The sequence below is a fragment of the Segatella hominis genome (assembly GCF_019249725.2).
GTDB lineage: Bacteria > Bacteroidota > Bacteroidia > Bacteroidales > Bacteroidaceae > Prevotella.
In genome coordinates this window covers 1,445,488-1,468,788 of the sequence record NZ_CP137559.1, presented here as the reverse complement: position 1 = coordinate 1,468,788, position 23,301 = coordinate 1,445,488, and the positions used below count along the sequence as shown (strand labels likewise).

General features: G+C 45.9%; 22 protein-coding genes and 1 pseudogene. 9 read left to right on the top strand and 14 right to left on the bottom strand.

Annotated features, from left to right (window positions below):
* Positions 1-25 precede the first annotated feature (25 nt).
* The 3 genes from KUA50_RS06050 (at position 26) to KUA50_RS06040 (ending at position 3,387) form a co-directional block, all read left to right on the top strand.
* Positions 26-913 (top strand): TIGR01212 family radical SAM protein, encoded by an 888-nt coding sequence (locus tag KUA50_RS06050; RefSeq protein WP_134844167.1) that lies wholly within the window; start codon positions 26-28, stop codon positions 911-913.
* Positions 914-1,017: 104 nt separating this feature from the next.
* On the top strand, positions 1,018-2,043 hold the full coding sequence (locus tag KUA50_RS06045) for a glycosyltransferase family 2 protein (protein ID WP_218457131.1): 1,026 nt from the start codon (positions 1,018-1,020) through the stop codon (positions 2,041-2,043).
* A gap of 120 nt (positions 2,044-2,163) precedes the next feature.
* The gene (locus KUA50_RS06040) at positions 2,164-3,387 is read left to right on the top strand and encodes a DUF4861 domain-containing protein (RefSeq protein WP_218457132.1); all 1,224 of its coding nucleotides are present in this window, start codon (positions 2,164-2,166) and stop codon (positions 3,385-3,387) included.
* A 7-nt stretch (positions 3,388-3,394) separates the two neighbouring features.
* On the opposite strand, the gene KUA50_RS06035 is transcribed toward KUA50_RS06040, so the two are convergent.
* Positions 3,395-3,640, bottom strand: a complete 246-nt coding sequence (locus KUA50_RS06035; RefSeq protein WP_218457133.1) for a hypothetical protein — start codon at positions 3,638-3,640, stop codon at positions 3,395-3,397.
* A 166-nt stretch (positions 3,641-3,806) separates the two neighbouring features.
* On the opposite strand from KUA50_RS06035, the gene KUA50_RS06030 reads away from it, so the two are divergent.
* The 3 genes from KUA50_RS06030 to KUA50_RS06020 all read left to right on the top strand — a co-directional run bounded on the left by KUA50_RS06030 (position 3,807) and on the right by KUA50_RS06020 (position 7,411).
* A complete protein-coding gene (locus tag KUA50_RS06030; RefSeq protein ID WP_218457134.1) occupies positions 3,807-4,625 on the top strand; it encodes a gliding motility protein GldB in 819 nt (272 codons plus the stop codon).
* A gap of 209 nt (positions 4,626-4,834) precedes the next feature.
* Positions 4,835-7,024, top strand: coding sequence for a S9 family peptidase (locus KUA50_RS06025; RefSeq protein ID WP_218457135.1), 2,190 nt, complete (start codon positions 4,835-4,837; stop codon positions 7,022-7,024).
* 117 nt (positions 7,025-7,141) lie between these two features.
* Entirely contained in the window at positions 7,142-7,411 is a 270-nt protein-coding gene (locus tag KUA50_RS06020; RefSeq protein WP_022109687.1) for a PqqD family protein, read from the top strand.
* 348 nt (positions 7,412-7,759) lie between these two features.
* Here the strand turns inward: KUA50_RS06020 and KUA50_RS06015 are convergent, their stop codons facing one another.
* The 7 genes from KUA50_RS06015 to KUA50_RS05985 form a co-directional block, all read right to left on the bottom strand.
* Positions 7,760-8,248, bottom strand: coding sequence for a S24/S26 family peptidase (locus KUA50_RS06015; protein WP_218457136.1), 489 nt, complete (start codon positions 8,246-8,248; stop codon positions 7,760-7,762).
* Positions 8,249-8,268: 20 nt separating this feature from the next.
* A complete protein-coding gene (locus tag KUA50_RS06010) occupies positions 8,269-9,180 on the bottom strand; it encodes a hypothetical protein (RefSeq protein ID WP_256624280.1) in 912 nt (303 codons plus the stop codon).
* Entirely contained in the window at positions 9,177-9,698 is a 522-nt protein-coding gene (locus KUA50_RS06005) for a hypothetical protein (RefSeq protein WP_218457137.1), read from the bottom strand. Before KUA50_RS06005 ends, KUA50_RS06010 begins: the two co-directional genes overlap by 4 nt.
* Before the next feature lie 87 nt (positions 9,699-9,785).
* Entirely contained in the window at positions 9,786-10,649 is an 864-nt protein-coding gene (locus KUA50_RS06000; protein WP_022110428.1) for an RNA polymerase sigma factor RpoD/SigA, read from the bottom strand.
* 214 nt (positions 10,650-10,863) lie between these two features.
* A complete protein-coding gene (locus KUA50_RS05995) occupies positions 10,864-12,327 on the bottom strand; it encodes a trypsin-like peptidase domain-containing protein (protein WP_218457138.1) in 1,464 nt (487 codons plus the stop codon).
* 447 nt (positions 12,328-12,774) lie between these two features.
* Positions 12,775-13,209: a Fur family transcriptional regulator gene (locus KUA50_RS05990; RefSeq protein ID WP_218457139.1), complete on the bottom strand. Its 435-nt coding sequence runs from the start codon at positions 13,207-13,209 to the stop codon at positions 12,775-12,777.
* Between the two features lie 882 nt (positions 13,210-14,091).
* Positions 14,092-14,574: a low molecular weight protein-tyrosine-phosphatase gene (locus tag KUA50_RS05985; protein WP_218457140.1), complete on the bottom strand. Its 483-nt coding sequence runs from the start codon at positions 14,572-14,574 to the stop codon at positions 14,092-14,094.
* A gap of 164 nt (positions 14,575-14,738) precedes the next feature.
* Between KUA50_RS05985 and KUA50_RS05980 the strand changes: the two genes are divergently transcribed.
* Positions 14,739-16,598, top strand: a complete 1,860-nt coding sequence (locus tag KUA50_RS05980; RefSeq protein WP_218457141.1) for an SLC13 family permease — start codon at positions 14,739-14,741, stop codon at positions 16,596-16,598.
* Positions 16,599-16,646: 48 nt separating this feature from the next.
* A pseudogene (locus KUA50_RS05975) lies at positions 16,647-16,787 on the top strand (MBL fold metallo-hydrolase); the annotation flags it as partial.
* 80 nt (positions 16,788-16,867) lie between these two features.
* Here the strand turns inward: KUA50_RS05975 and KUA50_RS05970 are convergent.
* From KUA50_RS05970 to KUA50_RS05960, 3 genes are all read right to left on the bottom strand, one after another.
* Positions 16,868-17,452 carry a DNA-binding protein gene (locus tag KUA50_RS05970; RefSeq protein WP_218457142.1) on the bottom strand — a complete coding sequence of 195 codons (585 nt, stop codon included), beginning with the start codon at positions 17,450-17,452 and terminating at the stop codon, positions 16,868-16,870.
* A gap of 231 nt (positions 17,453-17,683) precedes the next feature.
* The gene (locus KUA50_RS05965; protein WP_218457143.1) at positions 17,684-17,860 is read right to left on the bottom strand and encodes a hypothetical protein; all 177 of its coding nucleotides are present in this window, start codon (positions 17,858-17,860) and stop codon (positions 17,684-17,686) included.
* Between the two features lie 433 nt (positions 17,861-18,293).
* Positions 18,294-18,446, bottom strand: a complete 153-nt coding sequence (locus tag KUA50_RS05960) for a hypothetical protein (RefSeq protein ID WP_218457144.1) — start codon at positions 18,444-18,446, stop codon at positions 18,294-18,296.
* A 352-nt stretch (positions 18,447-18,798) separates the two neighbouring features.
* Here KUA50_RS05960 and KUA50_RS05955 point away from each other — a divergent pair, with 352 nt between their 5' ends.
* Positions 18,799-20,088, top strand: coding sequence for an ATP-binding protein (locus tag KUA50_RS05955; protein WP_218457145.1), 1,290 nt, complete (start codon positions 18,799-18,801; stop codon positions 20,086-20,088).
* Positions 20,089-20,173: 85 nt separating this feature from the next.
* Here KUA50_RS05955 and KUA50_RS05950 read toward each other — a convergent pair whose 3' ends face one another.
* From KUA50_RS05950 to KUA50_RS05940, 3 genes are all read right to left on the bottom strand, one after another.
* Positions 20,174-20,392, bottom strand: a complete 219-nt coding sequence (locus KUA50_RS05950; RefSeq protein WP_218457146.1) for a DUF4248 domain-containing protein — start codon at positions 20,390-20,392, stop codon at positions 20,174-20,176.
* Between the two features lie 27 nt (positions 20,393-20,419).
* The gene (locus tag KUA50_RS05945; protein ID WP_218457147.1) at positions 20,420-21,616 is read right to left on the bottom strand and encodes a CHC2 zinc finger domain-containing protein; all 1,197 of its coding nucleotides are present in this window, start codon (positions 21,614-21,616) and stop codon (positions 20,420-20,422) included.
* 146 nt (positions 21,617-21,762) lie between these two features.
* Positions 21,763-23,100 (bottom strand): hypothetical protein, encoded by a 1,338-nt coding sequence (locus KUA50_RS05940; protein WP_256624281.1) that lies wholly within the window; start codon positions 23,098-23,100, stop codon positions 21,763-21,765.
* Positions 23,101-23,301 lie beyond the last annotated feature (201 nt).

Here is a 23,301-nt window from a genome sequence, read left to right as displayed (position 1 = left end):
CGATGTGTTTATTCTATGGTGATGTATTATGATGTATTATAATGATTTTGGTACTTGGATTCGGAAACAGTTTCCTGATTTCCGGGTTCAGAAGATTTCTATAGATGCAGGATTTTCCTGTCCCAACCGGGATGGGAAAATTTCCAGCGGCGGATGTACTTATTGTGACAACCGCACGTTCAATCCCAGCTATTGCGACCGCAAGAAGTCTATCTCCGAACAGTTGGAAGAGGGGAAGGCATTCTTTTCCCGTAAGTATCCGGACATGAAGTATCTTGCTTATTTCCAGGCTTATACCAATACTTATGCTAAGGTAGAACAGCTTCGGGAGATGTATGAGGAAGCCCTTCGCGTGGAAGATGTGGTGGGTATCGTGATTGGTACTCGCCCGGACTGTATGAGCGATGAATTGCTGGATTATCTGGAGGAACTCAACAAGCGCACGTTCTTATTGGTGGAGTATGGAATAGAAAGTGCGAATGATGATACTTTGCGTCGCATCAATCGCGGCCATGATTTTGCCTGCAGCCGTGATGCGGTAGAGCGTACGCATGCTCGCGGCATCCTGACTGGCGGTCATATTATCATCGGGCTGCCAGGAGAAGATGCGGAGGAGAGTCTCCGTCAGGCTCCTATCATTTCTTCGCTTCCTCTTGATATTCTGAAGATTCATCAGATGCAGATTATCAAGGGAACCCGTTTGGCACAGGAATATGCTGAGCATCCTTTTCATGTCTATTCGGTAGAGGAGTATATTGACGTCATCGTCAGGTTTATTCGGTTGCTTCGCCCGGATCTGGTGCTCGAAAGGTTTGTAAGTCAATCGCCTAAGGAATTGCTCGTGGCTCCGAAATGGGGATTGAAGAATTATGAGTTTACTAACTTGCTGAACAATAGGCTTAAGAGCCGTTAAAGCATTTTTTTATCATTATAAATTCTTAATTATGCCTCAAATCGGGGCATAATTGAATTATTCTTTGTATTTTTGCAGTCAATATGCAAAAGTAGCAATACAAGATGGCAAAAGTAGCAATTGTAATACTAAATTGGAATGGTCAGAAGATGCTGGCCAAGTTTCTTCCGAATGTGATAGAGTATTCCCGACAGGATGCTGAAATCTGGGTGGCGGACAACAGTTCGTCAGATGGTTCCATGCACCTTCTGGAAACTCAATTTCCTCAGGTTAAGACTATCGTACTGGAGCAGAATTTTGGCTTTGCCGAAGGGTATAATCGGGCGTTACGCCAGATAGAGGCCGACTACTATGTGCTTTTGAATAGCGATGTAGAGGTGAGTCATCATTGGCTTACTCCGCTTATCGAGTTTATGGATTCCCATCCTCGGGTGGCAGCCTGTCAGCCGAAATTGTTGGCAGAATATGACAAGGACAGTTTTGAGTATGCCGGCGCCTGTGGAGGTTTTCTGGATAAATATGGTTATCCTTTCTGTCGTGGCAGGATTTTCGGTACGGTAGAACGTGATAATGGCCAGTATGATTACCAGCAGGAGATATTGTGGGCTACGGGTGCGTGCATGATGATCCGTTCTGCGGATTATTGGAAGGCAGGTGGACTTGACGGCCGCTTTTTCGCTCATAATGAGGAGATAGACCTTTGCTGGCGTTTGCGCCTGATGGGGCGGAAAATCTATTGCATTCCTGAGAGTGAAGTGTATCATGTGGGTGGAGGAACTTTGCCTAAGAGCAATCCGATGAAGACTTTCCTGAATTTCAGAAATAATCTAACGATGCTTTATAAGAATCTGTCGGACAAGGAGTTATCGTATGTGATGAGAGTGAGATGGTTTCTCGATTATCTGGCTGCTTTTGAGATGTTGCTGCTTCAGCGGAATTGGGGTGATTTCAAGGCTGTGTTCAAAGCTCGTAAGGCATTCAAGGAATGGCGTTCCTCTTTTGATGAGGAGAGAAAGCGTATTCAGGCACAAAGAGTAGAGGAGGAGATTCCGCAGATTTTCCAGACTTCCATATTGTGGCAATATTACGCCAAGGGAGTGAAGAATTTCAAGGATTTGAAAACGACTTGAATGAAGCGTGATAATCCTTCTCGAATGAAGTCTGATGGAAGCTTTCGATAAAGCCAGATGGCTTCCTTTGAAAACGAGTAGGCTTTAAAAAATAGAAATAACTTAGAAACTGACTATAAAATGAGACGTATTTATTTATCATTTTTTGCTTTCTTCCTGGCATTAGGGATGGAAGCGCAAACGATGGTGAAGGTGCAGGTGACTAATCCTTCCAAAGTAGAGAGAAACAACGAACCGGTTGTCTTGGATTTGAGCAAGTATGGCGAAGTTTCCAAGGCCGTCGTTACGGTAGATGGCAAGGAAATTCCATCCCAGTTGGATGATCTGAATCGTGACTGCGTGAATGATGAACTTTGTTTTCTGGCTGATCTCGGCAAGAGGGAGTCGAAGACTTATCAGATTCTGTTGTTTTCCGAGGGCGAGCAGTCTGTCTATCCTGCCCGTACATTTGCAGAACTGGTTGTGCCAAGCAAGAACAAGAAGTTGGCCAAGAACAAGCAGGATATTTACTTGCGCAGTATTGCCTTCGACAAGAAGACCAAGGATGTCTATCATTTTGTGCATTCTCATGGCGTCTGTTTCGAGAGCGACCTCGTGGCGATGCGTGTTTATTTCGACAATCGGCAGACCATCGACCTTTATGGCAAAATCAATAAGGGACTGGTGGTAGAGGATACTCAGTTTTATCCTTCCGAAGAACAGTTGGCAGCAGGTTCCGGCGACGACTGTCTGTGGGTAGGCAATACCTATGGTTTGGGTGCCCTGCGCGGTTGGGACGGCACGAAATCCCTGTTGCTTACAGATGTGAAATGTCAGGAGCAGCGTGTTATTTCCGAAGGTCCTTTGCGTGCCGTGGTAGAAGTGGTGGACAACGGTTGGGTTCCGGCTCCAGGATTAAAGCCAGTAAATGCCACCATCCGCTATACGATTTATGCGGGGCATAGGGATTTTGATGTGGAGGTATTCTTCAATAAGAATGCGGATGATTACGTATTTTCTACAGGACTTATCAACGTGAAGGGTTCTACAGAAATGTCTGATGGCAAGGGATTGAGAGGCTGTTATGGTAGCGACTGGCCTACGGGCAAGGATGATGGCAAACATAAGTTGGAGACAGTTGGCTTAGGTATTTATGTGCCTCAATCTCATTTCGTGAGCCAGGAGGAGGCCAACAAGGATGTATATACGATGCTGGTGCGCCCTGTAGGAAAGAAGCTGACCTATAAATTGGCTTATACGAGCGCCAATGAAACCTATGGTTTTTCCGGAGAAAAGGAGTGGTATAAGTGGTTGGCGGAATGGAAGAAACTTCAGACTCAGCCATTACTGGTCAAAGTATTTTAAGCAAGCCTCAAGTTTGCTCGCTTTCTGCAAGGCTCAAGTTTGCTTGCTTTCTGCAAGAAATTGTTTGCGAGTTTTTCAAAAACGAAATAATAGAAGAGAGACTTTCTGCTGTGGTATTCCTGGCGGGAAGTCTTTTCTTTTTCTTTCTTTTTCCTTCTCCCATCTCCATTTCTCCTTTGTCATTTGTCCTTTGTCCTTTCTCCTTTGTCCTTTGTCCTTTGTCATTTCCCATTTCTCCTTTGTCCTTTCTCATTTCTCCCGTCTTTCTCATTTTGTTGCTCAAATCTCTGCAAATGTGAATATTTATAGAATAGATTCATCTTTTTTGCACATAATTTGTGCTTTTTTAGCTTAAAAACTTGGAATTTAAAATATTTTTTAGTATTTTTGCACTCGTATTAATACAAAATTATAATTACGTGAAGAATTTATATCATATTATCATAATTGCGGCACTTGTCTTGCTTTCTTCGGCTTGTGAATTTAAATTCAAGCCGAATGAGGAGTTAGTTGCTGAACCTCTTTGCGTACAGCGTTATGATCGTTTGGAAAGCCGCTATCTTACTACCGGAGATTTTTCTGCCCTGCAGCAGATGAATACCGATTATCCTATTGAAACCCGTACTCTGATAGAGAAAATGCTCCAGTTGGGTACGATTACCGATGCCAACATCAGCAATCGCTTCCTGATGTTCTTTCAGGACTCTACGCTCCAGGCTCTCATCGCAGATGCAGAGGCTGAATATGCCAATATGGACGATATCAATAAGGAGTTGAAGGAATCGTTTGGTCGATTGCAGGATTGGCTGCCGGAAATCAAGCAGCCTGTTTTCTATGCGCAGATAGGAGCTTTGGACCAGAGTATCGTGATAGGCGAGTCTTCGGTCGGCATTTCACTCGATAAGTACATGGGGTCTAAATATCCGCTCTACAAGAAATATTATAATGCCCAGCAGCGTAGCACCATGAACCGAAACAACATCGTGCCAGACTGTCTCACTTTCTATCTGCTGAGTATCTATCCGATGGATGATTTTGACAACAGACCGCAGTTGGACCGCGACCTGCACATGGGAAAAATCATGTGGACGGTCAATAGGGCGATGAACAGGGAAGTCTTCAATACCCGATATGTAAAGACAATCAACGATTTCGTGAAGCGCTATCCGAAAATTACGGTCAAGCAATTACTGGAAGATGAAGACTATTCCGCTATCAAGGCTTTGCACAAAGATTAGCAGGAACATTCTGAGTTGGGATGAATTTGTCCTTGATGAATAGGGATGAATTCGTCCTTCATTTGTTTTAAATGAGAAATGAGAAATGAAAAATGAGAAATGAGGAAGGAGAAGGGAGGAAGGAGAAGTCTGCTAAAGAAAAAAGGGTGGCAGATTTCAAATAGGAAAAATAAACAGATAATATTGAAGCTTTTTATATAAAGAAAACTATGAAGAAATTTTCTATTTTTATTGCAACTATCATGATGGTAACGGCAATGGAAGCTGCAGAGAAACTGGATCTGAAGAGCATTACTTCGGGCGAATTCTCTGCCAGTTATGTGACGGGAATCAATCCTATCGAAGGTACTGATTTGTATGCTTCTATCAGTAATGACGGCAAGCAGATTGTCAGCTATTCCTTCAAGTCGGGCAAGCAGGTGGCTGTCCTCTTTGATATTCATGAGGCTCAGGCTCCTTTCGAGTCTATTGATGGATATGTGATGAGCCCTGACGGCAAGCAACTTCTGGTAATCACCAAGAGCAAGGCTGTGTACCGCAGATCTTTCAAGGCTGAGTATTTCATCTATAATATCGCCAGCAAGAAGCTCCGCAAACTTTCTGAGGGCGAAAACCAGCAGGTGGCTACCTGGTCGCCTGATTCCAAGCACATCGCTTTCGTAAAGGATAATAATCTCTTTGTCTTTGATGGCGAAAAGGAAACGCAGATTACTTCCGACGGCAAGTTTAATGAAATCATCAACGGAATTCCTGACTGGGTTTACGAGGAGGAATTTGCTTTCAATAGGGCGTTTGCATGGAATGCTGACGGTACTTCCATCGGCTGGATTCGCTTCGATGAGTCGCATGTGAAGACTTATTCCCTCCAGCTTTTCGAGGGTGCCAAGCCAGCACATCCTGAGTTCCACGATTATCCGGGCGAGTATTCCTACAAGTATCCGAAGGCGGGTCAGGACAATTCCAAGGTGAGCCTCTGGAGTTATGATCTGAAGGCTGGCAAGACCATCCGCCTTGATGTTCCGGTAGATGCTGACGGATATTATCCTCGCATCAAAACTTCGCCAGACCGCAATAGTCTGATTGTCTATACGATGAACCGCCATCAGGACGATATGCGACTCTATTCGGTCAATCCTTTCACGGGTGCCAGCAAGATGCTCATCAAGGAGAGCGTGCCTAAGTTTGTGAAAGAGGAGGTGATGGAGAACAGCATCGTGGGCAAGAAATATATCCTCATGCCAAGCGACCGCGACGGCTATATGCATCTTTATCTCTACGATATGAACGGCAAGCTGATTCGCCAGGTAGAGAAGGGAAATTATGATGTGACCGAGATTTACGGAATGGACGAGAAGACCGGGAACGTGTACTTCCAGGCTGCGATGATCAATCCGCACGACCGACAGGTATATGTGGCTCACAAGAATGGTAAGGTGGAGCGACTCACAGATGCGGAGGGCTCTAATGCTGCCAATTTCTCGGGCGATTTCAGATATTTCGTCAATACCTGGAGCTCTTACAGCCATCCGCAGGTGTTTACCGTGCGCAGCAACAAGGGTAAGGTTATCAAGATGCTGGAGGACAACAAGGTACTTTTGGAGAAGACCCAGAAATACAACTGGGGCAAGCGTGAGACTTTCTCGTTTACTACTTCCGAGGGCGTGAAACTCGACGGTTGGATGGTGAAGCCTGTTGACTTTGATGCCAACAAGAAGTATCCTGTCATCCTGTTCCAGTATTCCGGTCCGGGCAACCAGCAGGTTCTGAATGCCTGGAATACGGGCAGTATGGGCCAGGGTGGTGCTTTCGACTATTATCTGGCTCAGGAGGGTTTCATCGTGGTTTGTGTAGATGGTCGCGGAACGGGTGGCCGTGGTGCAGAATTTGAGAAATCTACTTATCTCAGACTGGGCGATCTGGAGTCTAAGGATCAGGTGGAGACGGCTCTCTACATGAGTAGTCTGCCATACGTTGATAAGGACAATATCGGCATCTGGGGCTGGAGTTATGGTGGCTTCAATACGTTGATGAGTATGAGCGAAGGCCGTCCTGTGTTCAAGGCTGGTGTGGCTGTGGCACCTCCTACCTGCTACCGTTTCTATGATACGGTTTATACCGAGCGCTATATGCGTACTCCTCAGGAGAATGAGGATGGTTACAAGGTGAATCCTATCGAGCGTGCAGACCGCTTGCATGGTGCCCTGCTGATTTGCCATGGTGTGGCTGATGATAATGTGCATCCTCAGAATACCTTCGAATATTCAGAGGCGCTGGTTCAGGCAGACAAGGATTTCAAGGAGCTGTTTTATACCAACAGAAACCATGGTATTTATGGTGGCAATACGCGCAATCATCTGTTGAGACAGATTGCAGATTGGTTTAAGAGTCACATGAAATAAAAAGGAAATTTCCTCGGGGAAATCGGTTTCTCCGGGGGAAATTCTTCGGAAAGAAATTGGCTCCTTTCGAGGGGAAGAATAGAATATAAAAGAATAAGAATTAAAAAATAAGGAAAGATGAAAGCAAAACCAGGTTTCAATCTCCGTGTGGTTTGTGGTGAGAACATCATCGTGGCTGAGGGAGAGGAGAATATTGATTTCAGCAATATCATTAGTATGAATGAGAGTTCTGCTTATTTGTGGCAGAATATCCAGGGCAAGGAGTTTACTCATGAAGACTTGGTTGGTCTGCTGACTCAGGAGTATGAGGTGGATGAGGCTACGGCGATGAAAGACGTGAAGGCTCTTACCGAATTATGGTTGCAGGCTGGAATTATTGAAGCATAAATCGAGCGGTTTTGCTTTGGTTTAGTATTGGATTGTAAATCAAGCGCTTCTGCTTCGGTTTTAGTATTGGATTGTAAATCAAGCGCTTCTGCTTTGGTTTAGTTTTGGATTGTAAATCAAGCGCTTCTGCTTCGGTTTTAGTTTTGGATTGTAAATCAGGCGCTTCTGCTTTGATAGAAGTTCAAGTTTTGAAACATAAAGGCTTAGAATTATAAACAATTAAAAAGCGGGATTATCTTTTGGAAACTGAAGATAACCCCGATTTTTATTCTAGCATATTGTTATATATATCATATTCTATATATACCTGATATTTTAATACCTGATATTCCTCGTATTCTCTATATCCTACATCGGTCCAAGAATCGGAATCCAGATTCTTCTGTAAGCGGCAAGAAGATATCTGCGGATAGGGAAGAGGCGCATCCATAGGGCCGAATAAATTTTCCACTTTTTGCTGTCGGTTCTGTCCAGCTTCTTTCTGCCCTTGCGGTAAAATCCGATTACGGATGCTTTCACGTCTTCTATTCTGCATTTCTCTATGCCTAAGTTTCCGTCTCCTCGCAGTATTACTTCCCGGTCCTGAATCTTGATGATGCGATGAAGCACGTAATGCCTGTAGCCGATTTCTGCCAGTACCGCATCGCCTACTTTGATGTCTTTAGCCTTGGTCAGCAAGGCCTTGTCTCTATTGTCTTCCAGGAACGGGCGCATGGAGTAACCGCGCAGCAGCAGGGTTACGGTATGACCTTCTTCCAGCAGTTTTACGATCTCTGGGAGTAGTTGGGCGTTGGCAAACTGTATTTCTACAGTCTTTATGGAATGATTATCTTGCATCGTTTTTTATTATTTTTTTGTCATGCGGATTTTCCTTCACCTTCTTTGATGGCAATCGCCTGATTACAAACTTCGGCAGCCTCCCGGTTGGGCAGGCAATGGAGGATGTAGATGTTGGCGGTCTCCACCAGTCGGGTAATCGTATTGCAGATGTCGTTGAAAATATCCTGGTCCCATTTCATGCTCGAACAGGAGGGCAGGAGAGAGGCGAAGGCTTCGATAGGCGAAAGGCGCTCCACCCAGTTGGAACTGTCGCGGTCGATGCGTGTGATGGCTCCCAGCTTGGCTTTCACGTTGCGATAGCAAGGGGTTTTGCCGCTCCACGGACTGCCGTAGATGTAAGGCTTTCCGTCGATGAATCTTATGATAGGATTGTCGTCGTTCATGAGGTCGCATCCCTTCAGATATCTCAGCCACATGCTTACCTGAGTACTCTTTCCGGTTCCGCTTTTGGCGATGAATGCATATCCGTATCCGTTCTGTCTTACCAGGGATGCGTGGATGAGGAGAGTCTGCAGTCTGCTGCCGGCAAAGGCGAAGATGAGCATCAGGGCGTTGTTCAGTCCGAAGCAGCGCATGTTGTAGTTGCCGTTCAGGGCGCATCGGCAGTCGCTGAAGTCCTTGTTGGTTTGCAGCAGGCAGCAGCTGGCCCCGTTAATGTCCTTGATGATATACTGGTAGCCTCCGTTGTCGAGTTTATCCACGATGGTGTCTCCGTTTCCCGTGTCGAAAGCCCTGATTCTCTTGCGCTTATCCTTGGGGTAGGGTTTGAGGGAATCATCTACGAGCAGGCTAAAAAAAAGATGACCCTCCAAAGTGTTGACTCTGAAGGGTTCGAATGAGGACAGGAGTCGCATGCTGTTGAATGGAGACTCTGCAAAACAGATTCTCACGTTCAACTCTGCGATATTAAAATCATGTGATTCTATCATTTGTTCTTGCGTTGCTTTTTCTGGGCTTTCTTAGCCTTCACTTTCTTTACAGGTTCCTCTATTTCTGTAGCTTCATCCATAGGTGCTACAGCCTGGAACTGGAATTGCGTCCTGTTCAGTTTCTTGATTTGGAAAGGAGGCAGTTCGGTCTTCTGCTTCTGGTTGTTTTTCTGCTTCTGGTTGTGCGCATAGCGTATGTAGAGCTTGTTCCACACTTTCTCCAGTTTCTTCGGGTCGGTATTATATTCCACCACGCATGTGCGATGCTGTTCTCCGATGTTTGCCAGATAGTCGCGCAACTGGTATGAGTAGTTCTCTCGGCTTACCAGGAAATGATGTTTGCTGGTAAACCATGCAGAATCTACCTCCTGAATGTCTGTGAAATAGACTGTGGAGTCGTTGAAAGAAGAAGCAAATCCAAAGACGTATGCCTTTTTCATCTCGTTTTTAGCCTGTACGGTAAGCGAGATGAGGAGTGTAGCTGCTATAGCTGTGAGTCCGATTTTTGATAATTTCATTTCTATTCTAAATTATTTTAGCCTACTGACCTTCATCCGGTTTTCCTGAAAAGCTACAGACTTCCGCATCAGCATGTGTCTGATAGCCTACTGTCCCAGATAGGTCTTCAGCAGTTTATTCTTCGTATTGTGTCGGAGTCTGCGTATGGCTTTCTCCTTGATTTGGCGCACTCTCTCACGGGTGAGATTGTATTTGTCGCCGATTTCCTCGAGCGTCATTTCTGGCGAGCCGATTCCGAAGAAGGCTCTTACCACCTTTTGTTCTCTATCGTTGAGCAGGTCGATGGCCCTGTCGATTTCTTTCCGTAGCGATTCCTGTACGAGTGCCTTGTCAGCCATCGGCATATTGTTGTCGGCAAGTACGTCCAGCAGGCTGTTGTCCTCTCCATCTACGAAAGGAGCATCCATACTTACGTGGCGGTTGTTGGCCTTCATCGCTTCCTCGACTTTTTCTTCAGGCAAATCTATGCGGTCGGCAATCTCATTTACGCTTGGACGGCGCTCGTGTTCTTGCTCAAACTTGTTGAGTTCACGGTTTATCTTGTTGACGCTTCCCACCTGATTGAGTGGCAGGCGCACGATTCTACTCTGCTCTGCGATGGCTTGCAGAATGCTTTGGCGAATCCACCAAACAGCGTATGAGATGAATTTGAATCCACGTGTTTCATCAAATTTCTCTGCTGCTTTGATGAGTCCTACATTTCCCTCATTAATGAGGTCGGGGAGGCTGAGTCCCTGATTCTGATATTGCTTTGCCACAGAGACAACGAAGCGTAGATTTGCTCTTGTTAATCTCTCTAAGGCTTGGCGATCACCTTTCTTGATTTTCTGTGCCAACTCTACTTCTTCATCTACCGAGAGTAGTTCTTCATGTCCTATCTCCTGCAGATATTTGTCGAGTGACGCACTTTCACGATTAGTGAATGAATTTGAAATTTTTAGTTGTCTCATGGTAGCCTTTATTTTTTTAAGTTCTGCAAAAGTACACTTTTTGTTCGAAATGACAAAAAAAATAGCAAAAAAATAGCAGATATTTTTAAAAATACCTGCTATTTTGTCGTTTTTTATATTTTCAAAACCTTTTTCTGACGCCTAATTGGAGAAATTTTTCTGATAAAACTCTTGCTTGACTTGAGTTTTCTGTTCTCCTTTCGGGGCGACTGGTTTAGTCTCTCTGCAGAGGAACTGCGAAGTAAGCCTTCTTGCCTGTAGGCCACATACCCTGGATGTAGAGCACAGGGTCCTTGCTGGTAGAAGCGCTCTTGACGGCTTTCTGCAGGTCGTCGAGAGAAGTGATATTGTTGTCGTTGATCTTCTGGATGATGAATCCGCGAGAGATTCCGGCTTCCTTCAAGGCTCCGCTATTTACCTTCATCACCTCTACACCATACTTGATGTTGAGCTGCTCCTTCTGTGAAGCGGTAATCTGGCGGAAGTTGCCACCCAGCACATCGAGGTCGGCTGACTTGATGACAGAGGTTGTGCCCTGAGCATTCTTCAGCGTGATGGTCTTGGTGATAGCCTTCTTGTTGCGCAGATAGGTGATGGTCATCTTGTCGCCAGGGCGCTTGCCGTTGAGCAATTCCTGGAGTTCAGCCATCTTGGTTACCTTCTTGCCGTCCACCTTGGTGATTACGTCACCTTCTTTCAGGTCGGCAGCAGCACCATTTCCGTCTTCATCCACCTTGGCGATGTAAACACCCTCATTGGTTCCGAGGTTCACTTCCTTGCCGTTCTCCTTCTGGTTGTTGATATAGTTGAGCACGTCTGAACCCTGAATGCTGAGCATTACACGCTGTACGCTACCATATTTCTTGATGTCATCTACCACCTTGTTCATGATGGATGTAGGGATGGCGAAACCATATCCTGCGTAAGAACCGGTCTGTGAGTAGAGCATGGCGTTGATACCTACGAGTTCGCCCTGGGTATTGACGAGTGCACCACCAGAGTTGCCTGCGTTGATGGCAGCATCGGTCTGGATGAAGCTCTCTACGCCGTTGGCTCCGAGTGAACGTGCCTTGGCAGAGATGATACCAGCAGTCACGGTATTGTTGAGACCGAATGGGTTGCCTACTGCGATGACCCATTCTCCGACTCTTACCTTGTCGCTATCTGCGATAGGGAGGGTAGGCAGGTTCTTGCCGTCCACCTTGATGAGTGCGAGGTCGGTAGTCTTGTCGGTACCGACGATGCGGGCTGAGTATTCGCGGTTGTCGTTGAGGGTGACGGTCAGTTCGTCAGCACCTTCCACCACGTGGTTGTTGGTTACGATATATCCGTCGCTACTGATGATGACTCCCGAACCTGTAGCTTCTTTCTTAGGGGTCTGCACTCTCTGCTTGCGTGTGCCGCCGTTGCCAGGGTTTCCGAAGAAGCCGAATGGGTCGAAGAATCCTCCGAATGGATCGTCCTGCACGTCAACGGTTGTTGTCTTGGAGTTCTGTACGTATTTGATGTGAACTACAGCTGGCAGAGCTTTTTCTGCTGCATAAGTGAGATCTACTGGTTGACCAGCTGGAGCTGAAGTAGTAGCTGGAGCTGCGTTTACTTTCATGAATGCACCGGCTGAGAATGCGAGTGAACCTACGCACAACAGAGCCATCACGTAATTTGTTACCTTTTTCATGTCTATTGCTTTTAATTATTACTTTTCTTTTTTATTACTCTAATTGGTTTGCGGCAGCCTCGTTTCTTTCAGAACTCCTTGTGAGGGGATTCTCGGTTTCAGAACCTCTGCTTTGGTTTTCTTATTCCCAGAACTCCTTGTGAGGGGATTCTTGATTCCAGGCAGATTTGACTGTCTCGGAAAAACGATAGCTTCGTCTAACCGGTTGCAAATATAGAAGCAAAAAATGAGAAAGCAATCATTCCGTATTGTTTTTTATCCCGTTTTAACATTTGAATTTAACACTTTAACGGCTCTTAAATTTGAAATGCCCTAAATTTACAAATCTTATATACTTTGTAAGAAAAAGTTAGTTGCAAATATGTAACTAAAAAATGCGAATAGTTAAATGTATGTTAAGCTAAGGATGCTTCTCTTATTGATTTTATGGCAAGTATTTTGCCGTTATTATGGCAAGTACTTGTGCTTTTTTCTACATTCCGGGCATTCTCCCTTGATGACAAAGGAAACGGAGTGGGGATAGAATCCTTCTGGTAAATCGAAGCTTGGGATGTGGATGTCTTCCATGCAGAAGGAGCGTTGGCAAGCCTCGCAGTAGAAGTGGATATGGCCGTCATGATGGTCGCATTTTCCTTCTTCCTCGCAGAGTTCGTAGTTGAGGATGCCTCGTCCGTCCTCGAAAGCGTGTACCACGTCGTGTTCGAGGAAGAGGGTGAGCACTCTGAAGATGCTGGATTTGTCCATGGTCAGCATCTTGTGTTCCAGATTGCTGAGGCTCTGGGGATGATGCTCGCTCGCTAAAGTCTTGAGAACGAGAATGCGGTTGGCTGTAGGTTTGATTCCCTTCGCCTCCAGTTTGATGATAATATCTTGGTGCTCCATTTTCTATTTTCTTTATGTTCTAATTAAAAAGTGTACCACTTTATACTTGCTTGCAAAGGTATGATAAAATAATGAAATGACCAAACATAAAGTATAAAATCGGGAAAAACATCTGTGTAGATCTGTGAAATCTGTGGGACAAAAAACAATTATCTGTGAGAAGAACAAAACTCAGCGGAGAAAAAACAAAAAAAGCGTACAAGCTTTAGAGAGACTTGCACGCTTCTTTCATATATTACAAACGTAATTACTTTCTTTATCAAATGAATGCCCGCTTGAAGAAGCAACTCCATTTCTGAAGTTAGCTTACCGAAGCAGCATTCTTTTCATTCAGGATACTTGCTTACCGAAGCAGCATCCTTTCCGTAGGTTCTGATGCACCAGAGGTAAACCCCTTAAGCGCAAGAGCAACCACGACCTTTACTCAAGGCCTCGCCATACATTTCCATGGCGTTCATGTAGTTCTCAAGTAAAACTTTGAAAGCCTTCTTGATGTTTTCGAAAATTGTTTTCATACTTGTTATCCTTTAATTAATTAATACTGCAGGCTTCTTTCAGCCTAAATCTTTTTACCACTCATGGAGCAGGTAATTACTTACCCATTTCCATTTTGTCGTTTACATTTACAGCTTTAGCAATCATGACTGCTACTACTGCGAGAATCATTACTGTTGTCATCATAATCATTTTCATTTTGCGGAGTCTCCATTTGAGGCTCCAGTTTAACATTATCCTTATTACAATCTCACCTTTTTCGAGTGCAAAGGTAATGCCTATTTTTTGAAAATCTGTCACAAAGGCATGACAAAATGATGAAACGAGGACTTTTTTTGACTCATATCAACCAAATCCGTTTTCGGCTTGATGTAGGTCAAAGGAAAATTATTCCGTGAGAGACTGCAGCAATCCCTGACAGGCATCCTCCAGGAGAGTGATGACCAGTTCAAAGTCGCTATAGTCGCCATAGTATGGGTCGGGCACGGTCGTGTATTGGCGATGATGGGTCAGAAAATCAGCCATGCGAACCACCTTATCCTTGTCAGCCTGACAGGATGACATAGACGTGATGGCACGATAATTGTCGTTGTCCATCACCACGATGGTGTCGAAGCGGTCGAAGTCTGATTTCTTAAACTGGCGGGCGTGACTGTTGAAATCATAACCGTGCTCGGCGCCACATTTTCTCATACGGCTGTCGGGCAATTGTCCTACGTGCCAGTTGCCGATACCGGCAGAGTCGATTTCAAACTCGTCGCTCAGCCCCGCCTTTTCTACGAGACTCTTCATGATGCCTTCACCCGCAGGAGAGCGGCAGATATTGCCGAGGCAAATAAATAATACTGTATGTTTACCTTTCTTTATCATTTTGGAGTTTTAATGTTTCTTTTCCGTCTGCAAAGTTAGTATAATACTTTGAAATGAGCAAAGTTTTTTTACCAATTTCTTTGTTTTTTCTGAAAAAGTGCTTATCTTTGCAATCAAAACGTGATTTCGTTTCGAAAACATTATTTTAATTCAAATTTTATAGCATGACAATAACGCTTAGCATTTTAATCATTACGGTTGCCATGTTTATTTGGGGCAGAGTGAGGGCCGACATCGTAGCTCTTACCGCCTTGGCAGCACTACTCGTATTCGGAATTCTTACTCCTTCAGAAGCCCTGGCAGGTTTCTCGTCGCCCATCGTCGTCATGATGATAGGCCTTTTCGTGGTGGGTGGAGCCATCATGCAGACGGGACTTGCCAAGCTCACGGGCAATAAGCTCATGGCCCTTTCGCGCGGCAACGAAACCATTACCTTCCTGCTGGTGATGCTCGTCACCTCCTTCATCGGAGCCTTCGTGAGCAATACCGGAACCGTGGCGCTCATGATGCCTATCATCGTGAGCTTAGCGGCAGCATCGGGCATGCAGTCGAGCCGTTTCCTCATGCCTCTGGCCTTTGCGGGCAGTCTCGGAGGAATGCTCACGCTCATCGGTACGCCGCCCAACCTGGTCATCGATGAGGTGCTCACAGAAGCCGGTTATCAGCCGCTCGCTTTCTTCTCCTTCTTCCCCGTGGGTCTCATCGTCATCGCCATCGGCATCATCGTACTCATGCCCCTCAGCAAGATTTTCCTCAGCAAAAAGCAGAACGGAAAGAAGAAGGACAAGGCGAAATCGCTCGACGACCTGGTGGATGAATACCAGCTGCTCGACAATCTGCATCGCTACATCGTGCCTAGCAAGCGCTATGGGGCGGCCGATGAAAATGGTGGGGTGATGGACATCGTGGGCAAGACGCTCAAGGACCTCAGCATACAGAAGAAATACGGGGTGAGCATCATCGAAATCAGAAACGAGAAGAAGTCGAAACTCGGACTCGTCAAGGATGTCAACCAGAACATGGCGAAGAGCAGCAGCACGATTTCCGTACACGATATCCTCTATATTCTGGGCGATGAGGAGAAGATAGAAAAGTTTGCCCACGACTACGGATTGAGAAAGATGAAGGACGTGAAAATCGACTTCTACGACCTCGGACTCACGGAGATAGTCGTGATGCCTACCTCCAATTTCGTAGGCCTGCGCATCGGAGAAGCCAATCTGCGTAAGCGCTTCGGTATCAACGTGTTGGGCGTGAAGCGAGGAGAGGAATATATCACGGATAATCTGATAGCTGCCAAACTGCATGTGGGCGATATGCTCCTGGTGCAGGGCGAGTGGACCAATCTGGCTCATCTCACTTCGGATACTTCCAACTGGGTGGTGCTCGACCAGCCTGAGAAGACTGCCGACAAGGTGCTGCTCGACTATAAGGCTCCTGTGGCTGCGGCCATCATGCTGCTCATGGTGGCGATGATGGTGTTTGATTTCATCCCTGTAGCTCCGGTTACGGCGGTCATCATAGCCGGTCTGCTCACGGTCTTTGCAGGCTGTTTCCGTAATGTGGAGGCGGCTTACAAGACCATCAACTGGGAGAGTATCGTGCTGATAGCGGCGATGATGCCGATGTCCACGGCGCTGGAGAAGACGGGAGCCTCTGCGCTGGTTTCGCAGACTTTAGTGGACAGTCTGGGGGCGCTGGGACCTACGGCTCTCTTGGCTGGCATCTATTTCACCACCTCTCTGATGACGATGTTTATCAGCAATACCGCCACGGCCGTGCTGATGGCACCTATCGCCTTAGTGGCAGCCCAGCAGGTGGGTGTGAGTCCTTATTCCTTCCTCTTTGCGGTCACCTTGGGAGCCAGCATGTGCTTCGCCTCTCCATTCTCCACGCCGCCTAATGCACTGGTGATGAAGGCGGGTGGTTACTCGTTTATGGACTATGTGAAGGTGGGTCTGCCTCTGCAGATCATCATCGGCGTGGTGATGACTTTCGTCCTGCCGCTGCTGTTTCCTTATTAATTTGATTATACTTAAAAATAGAACAGGAATGCCCATACCGACCATGTATTAGGTGTCAAGAATCTCATTCTTTATCATACGGAGGAGAAGACGCTTGCCACTCGCAAGGAGAAATATTCCCAGGAGGCTGCTGAGTATTTCAAGGGCAGGATTGTGGTGCCTGATGACTTGGAGGTAATCGAGTTGTAAAAAAATATCCCCAATCCAAGACAGAATCGTCAAGGATTGGGGACTTTGTTTGGATGCCCCTCCTTTAGAAGAGGGCTGGGCTACTTCAATTCGTAGTCACCATCTCCTTCAGAGCCGGTGTCGCCCTTGTTGTCGCCATTAGAGCCGGTGTCACCCTTGTTGTCGCCATTAGGCTTACCGCTGTTGTCGCCCTCAGAGCCATTAGGCTCTTTGTCTGGGTCTTCCACATCGCCCTTGTCGCCAGAGGTCACTTTCTTTACCAGTTTGCCGTTTCGGTCGTAGCAGGTAATCTGGATGGCGGTACGCTGGAGCTCGTTCTTGATCTCCACGTTAGGAGTGAAGATAACACGACGGCTGGTAATCAGGCTGCTTGCCACTTCTGCCACATTACTTACGCTCTTGGCACGAACGCCAAATCGCATGGTTCCCAAACCGGGGATGGCTACAGAGTGACCTTCAGTTGCCCATGCCATGATCACGTTGCCGGCTGCATCCCAGCATGCCTGCATCACGCCTCGGCTCACACCACTTCGGAGTGCTGCCTCCTGAATCACCTTGCTTTCAGTCAGTTTACTGTACAAATCAGTACCGAGCACGTAACGGTAATTTCCCTTTTGCTCACCCACTTGGATGAGGGTTTCCTTTGCTTTCAAATTGATAGCCATAATGATAAAACCTCCTGTAAACTTCTCCCTTCCGGAAATCTTTCCGGGGGTCCCCGTCTTTCCCAAAATCTGTTTTTCTTCCTTTCCGCCTATCAAGACTTTTCTTGCATTACGTTTCCTCAGAAAATCAGGAATCTTGGGGGGTAGAGGGTAGGGAGAAGGACTCGTTTCGAGGTTTGGAGTCTGGATTGAATTTGATTGAAATAATTGGTTGATTTCCCTTCGCAGCCTTTACCGGATGGTAATGGTCGGAACGAAATGGGAAGAATCTGCCCGGGTGGAGATGTTGTTCTCCTGATGTTGTCGCTGGTTCTTTCCGATTACGAGACCCGCAGTACACGAGTTGGAGAGGAATGTGACGACGGCAGAGCACACGGCCACGATGAGATACCTGATGAATGCTTTCATGTTTTGGCTCATAAGCATTTTGCCCCCTTTTAGCTTCGTCTCTCGCAGAAGATTTTCAGAAAGGATTTCCTCGCTTTCGGGATGGTTCCCTTTCGGTTTTATCCTTTTCCGAAGATTTTCCGGTAAGAGATTCGAAGGACTCGTTGCAGGGCTTGGAGTCTGGTTTGACGAATTTTGGTTTGAATTCAGCTTCCCAGTTAGAGAAAAATATTTTTCCAGTTGGGAAAGTGATTTTTCAGCGCTTTCTGAATCACGATGCAAAGATACGGCATTCCTCATACCCAGTCGTGCGATGTCGTGCGATGCCGTGCGATTGTGAAACATTTAGTCTGAAATCCCCTAAAATTTTACCATTTTCGCTTTTATAGAGCTAAATTTTACCAGTTTCGTGTTATAAGGTTAAATTCCATGAAATTTTACCATTTTCGCTTTTTTAGAGCAAAATTTTACCAGTTTCGTGTTGTAGTGTTAAATGCTTGATTTTACCATTTTCGCTTTTGTAGAGCAAAATTTTACCATTTTCGTGTTGTAGTGTTAAATGCTTGATTTTACCATTTTCGCTTTTTTTAGAGCTAAATTTTACCATTTTCGTGTTGTAGTGTTAAATGCTTGGTTTTACCATTTTCGCTTTTTTTAGAGCTAAATTTTACCATTTTCGTCTTGCAGGGTTAATTTCTGTAAATTTTACCAGTTTCGCTTTTATAGAGCAAAATTTTACCATTTTCGTGTTGTAGGGTTAAAAACTCTTAAATGAATCTCGGAAAGGCAACGTGAACTTGGTTTTATGTGTCGAAAAGTGTATCTTTGCGCTAACTTTATGTGTCGAAAAGTGTAACGATAGCATGATTTCATGTGTCGAAAAGTGTAATGATAGCATGATTTCATGTGTCGAAAAGTGTAATGAACTGGCATTTTTATGTGTCGAAAAGTGTAAAGATATGAAGAGAAAGATATATGACCAGCTACTGGAATGGAAAAGTCAGGAGCATCATAAGCCTCTGATTCTTAATGGAGTAAGGCAATGTGGAAAGACCTATGTTCTTAAGGAATTCGGTCGTCGTGAATTTGAAAGTTTAGCTTACGTAAGTTGCGATAGAAATGTAAACCTTCAGGCCATCTATTCGGGTGATTTTGATGTTGCCAGAATCATTCAAGGTTTAAGCGCTTTGACAGGGGTAGATATTATCCCTGGTAAAACACTTATTTTCCTGGATGAGGTGCAGGCTTTCCCTCAGGCTTTAGAGGCTTTGAAATATTTCTGTGAAGATGCTCCGGAATATCATATTGCAGTAGCTGGTTCTCTGCTGGGAGTTGCTTTGCATGCAGGCATCTCGTTTCCAGTTGGCAAGGTGCAGACCATGCGTCTCTTCCCAATGGATTTTGAGGAGTTTCTCATGGCGATGGGCGAGGAGCAGCTGTTGAAGCTGATGCATAGTCATGACTATGAACTGATGAATGCCTTTCATGAAAAACTGAAGGACTTGCTGCGACAATATTATTATGTGGGTGGTATGCCTGAAGTGGTAAAGGCATTTGTTGAAAACAAGTTGCTCAATCAGGTGCGCAGCCTGCAGAATGAGATTCTTTCCAACTATGCCAGCGATTTCTCCAAGCATGCTCCATCGCAGGAGGTGCCCCGAATCGATATGGTTTGGCAATCCATTCTGGGACAGTTGTCGAAGGAGAACAAAAAGTTTGTTTATGGCGTGTTGAAGAAGGGTGGTAGAGCCAAGGAATTTGAACTTGCCATCCAATGGCTGGTGGACGCAGGTTTGGTGTATAAGATAACAAAGGTTTCTAAGCCAGAGTTGCCTCTGAAGTTCTATGAAGATTTATCGGCATTTAAACTCTATTTGTGTGATTGTGGGTTGATGGGTGCCATGGCTGATACGCCTGCAAAGGAGGTATTGTTGGGAGATACGATATTTACGGAATATAAAGGTGCTTTTAGCGAACAGTATGTTTTGCAGCAGTTGCTTGCAACAGGATTGCAACATGTCTATTATTACAGTTCTGATACCTCTCGTATGGAGATGGATTTCCTGATTCAGCGTGATGGTGTCTTATTGCCAATTGAGGTAAAAGGGGGTACAAGTGTCAAGGCTACCTCGCTTCATCATTATCTGATGGAGCATCCTGATATTTCTGCTATCCGTTATTCCATGCTGCCTTATCGCCAGCAGGCTAATATTACCAACATGCCATTATACGGGGTGTTTTTAGAATGAACTTGATATAAACATCTGGAGTGTATGATGAGGCTTCATACACTCCAGATGTTTTTGTTATTCCTCTCAGGTCACCCCAGCGATTCTACGGTTCCCCCAACTGTTCGATAATGGCCCTTACTTGCTTGGGCGTAAACTCCTTGCTGGTAGTCTTGTAACCCGTCTGCAGGAGCTCATCCCAGAGTGGGGTGCAGCGGCGAATCCAAACCATCAGGTGATTGACGGCAGTACGAGGATTGCTCTGGGGAAAAAACATCAGAGCCAGTTCCTTCTTGGTGTACGAACGAATGATAAAATCTTCCATATTACTAAATTTTTATAAGACATTTTTTTATAAAAGATTGATTTCTTCAGCGGGATTAAATCCTTTCAGATAAGCCTCTCCGAAATCCTTGCATCCCAGGGGCAACTGGTGATGGATGAGCGAGGGCAGAATCTCCTTGAGTTGCAGGAAGAGCCTTTCTCCCGGTGCATCCCTGTCGGGAAACATGTGCCATTCCACTCCGAACGTTTCGCTGATATAGGCGAGCACATCCCTGTCCTCAGGTTTGAGAAGCGTGGCAGAAGGAATAGCTATAGCCTTATGTCCGGCAGAAAGCATCGCCCAGCAGTCGCTGCATCCCTCCGTGATGAAAAGCCTTTCTCCCGGTGTCAGCAAATTCAGCACCTGCAGATTGTAGATTCTGCATTGGCTGCCGTAGGGAAAACGGAATCGGGGCGCCTCCTCGGAATCTGTGCCATCCTTAGAACCTATAGAGACCTTAGAATCCTCAGAATCCTTAGAATCTGTGTCATCTGTGAAATCTGTGGGACAAGAACTTTTCCCCGTCTTTTCAGAATCCATAGAATCTGTGGGACGAGATTTTCGATGAAAATCCAGATTGCGGTTTTGTATTCCCACTAATCGTCCCTCCTTGTCGAAGTAAGGAATCTGCAGCCAGTTCACCTCCTTGCGGTCGGTCCACGAACTCAGTCTGCACCATCTCGCCACTCTCCCGTCAATCTTCCTCTCATCAAAAAGAAATCTGCAGGCAGCCTCGTTCAGCCACGGATGTTCGAAGAATCTCGCATATCGTGCCGCATCAAAAGAGTGGGGTGCATCAAAAGAGCGGGGTGCAGCTGAAGCAGCAGATAAAGCCGAAGCAGCCGAAGATGCAGCAGATACAGTCGAAGCAGCCGAAGATGCAGGAGATACGGCCGAAGCAGCAGGAGATGACCTGCAATCCCTCCGCCAGCCATTCCTTCCCCAGACTTTTTCCAGGAGAATGCCATTCCTTTCAGCGAGCCAGAAGCACGCCTTAGGGAAATCCACGTGTAGCGATTTCATGACCAGTCCGATGGAGTCGAGGCTCTCGTCCATGCAGACAAAGCAGCGGCACAGGTTCTTCCTCGTATTGAACGACAGGCTTGCATGATGATCGCTATGAAAAGGGCAGAGACTCTTATGCCGCGCCACTTGCAATCCCAGTTGGCTGGCAACCTCCTCTATCGGGAGGTCGCGCAGCTTTTCAATTTCATATTTTTCCATTTATCAAATATTATTTTACCAGTTTCGACTTTATTCTCTAAAATTTTACCAGTTTCAATTTCAATCGTTAAATTTTACCAGTTTCCCGATTTAGAATTCATTCCCCGGAGGAAAAACATTTTTCAGAAAATCCCCGGAGGAAAAAATTATTGTTTCTTTCCCACCGTTATTCCCTTCAGGTATTCCTGTGTCTTAGAGTAAAGTCCCGTCTGGTTAGAGAAGGTGATGAATTTGCGGAACACCCACTTTCTGAGTTGTCCTTTCGTGCCGTCTTTCGATTTACCTAATGAGAGACGGAGTGCCTCCAGTTGTGCCTCGTTGAAAGAATCAGGCAAATCCTCGAGCAGATTCTTCGGACCTCTGCGTTGCGCCTCGCTCACAGAATCGGCTTCCTGGCTCAGCATATCAGCAAATATCTGCATCTTGCTCCACAGGTCGTGATAAACCATCCATTCCACCAGCTCGCCCATCGACTTCGTCCACGTCTGGTTGTTCAAAACCCAGAGCAGGCAGCCAGCCTTCCATGCCGACACGATAGAGCGCTTCGAGATGTCCCAGAGCACATCATCATCCGTCAGGTCGGCCAGCGAAGCCATGTCAGCAGCCAGATGGTCGGCCAGTTTGTTCAGCGGCTTGATGATGAATCGTCCCTTGCAGATGCTGAGTTTCACCAGATACTCGCCCAGCTTCTGATAGAAAGTATCGTCGTATTTACCCTGTCTCGGAATTTTTCCCTCGCGTCCCTGTCGAGCCTTGTAGGAGAAAACCATTCGGCCGAAAGTACCGTTGAAAAGTTCGTTCTTATAGAACTTGCGGGCGGCATACGGGGTGGATGAAATCGTAAGATTGGCACGGAGCACGGGATTGCCGGTCACTCCCTCGGCTGTGGCTCGCAAGGCACCAGAACGCTGGCGGTCGTAGATATTGCGCAGCATCTGCGAAATCTGCTTATGTCCGCCACACATCCTGTCGGCCATCTCTACCTCGGGCAGATTGAGGTATTGTGTGCGTCCGCCAAGTTTCTCGCAAGTCATGGCATTCTGGATAAAGGCAGCATTGGTCACATCGGCTGGTGGAAACCAGAAACTCACGTCGGGGCGAGCCGGTTTCTCCTTGTTGGCCGATTTGGTTTTCATCTGCTTCTGCCATTCCACGAGCTTCTCCAGTTCCGTATTGTCGTGCTCTCGCAAGTTGTGACAGATAGCTTCCACAATGTTGGACAATTGCCCCTTATTACATCCCGAATCGGCCACGAGATTGCCCATCATGCCACATAACTCCTTCCAACTGAGGTCGGGATACTGGAATTCCGTCTCGCTGACCTGCGCTCCGAGAATAGGGAAAAACATCGGAACGAGGGGTTCGTACATGTCTTTTGATATCTGAGAGAGCAAAAGTTGCACACATTCGGTGCCTTTTCCCAGTTTTGGCATCGCCGGAGCGGTGCTTTTTGTAATGTCGTACTTCAAATTTGTTGCTTTCATTTTAACTTAAATTATTGATAATGAGCCTTTTAGAGGAAATGGGGTAGGGCTGGAGCGTTCCAGTTCCAGTTGTTCCAATTAATTTTTTGAGGGTTCCAATTCCACTTCATCTATATATAACTATCTGATTATTAAGTATTTATAGAATCTATAAAAAGGAATATTGTCCTAAAAATGCTTTTTGGAACAACTGGAACAACT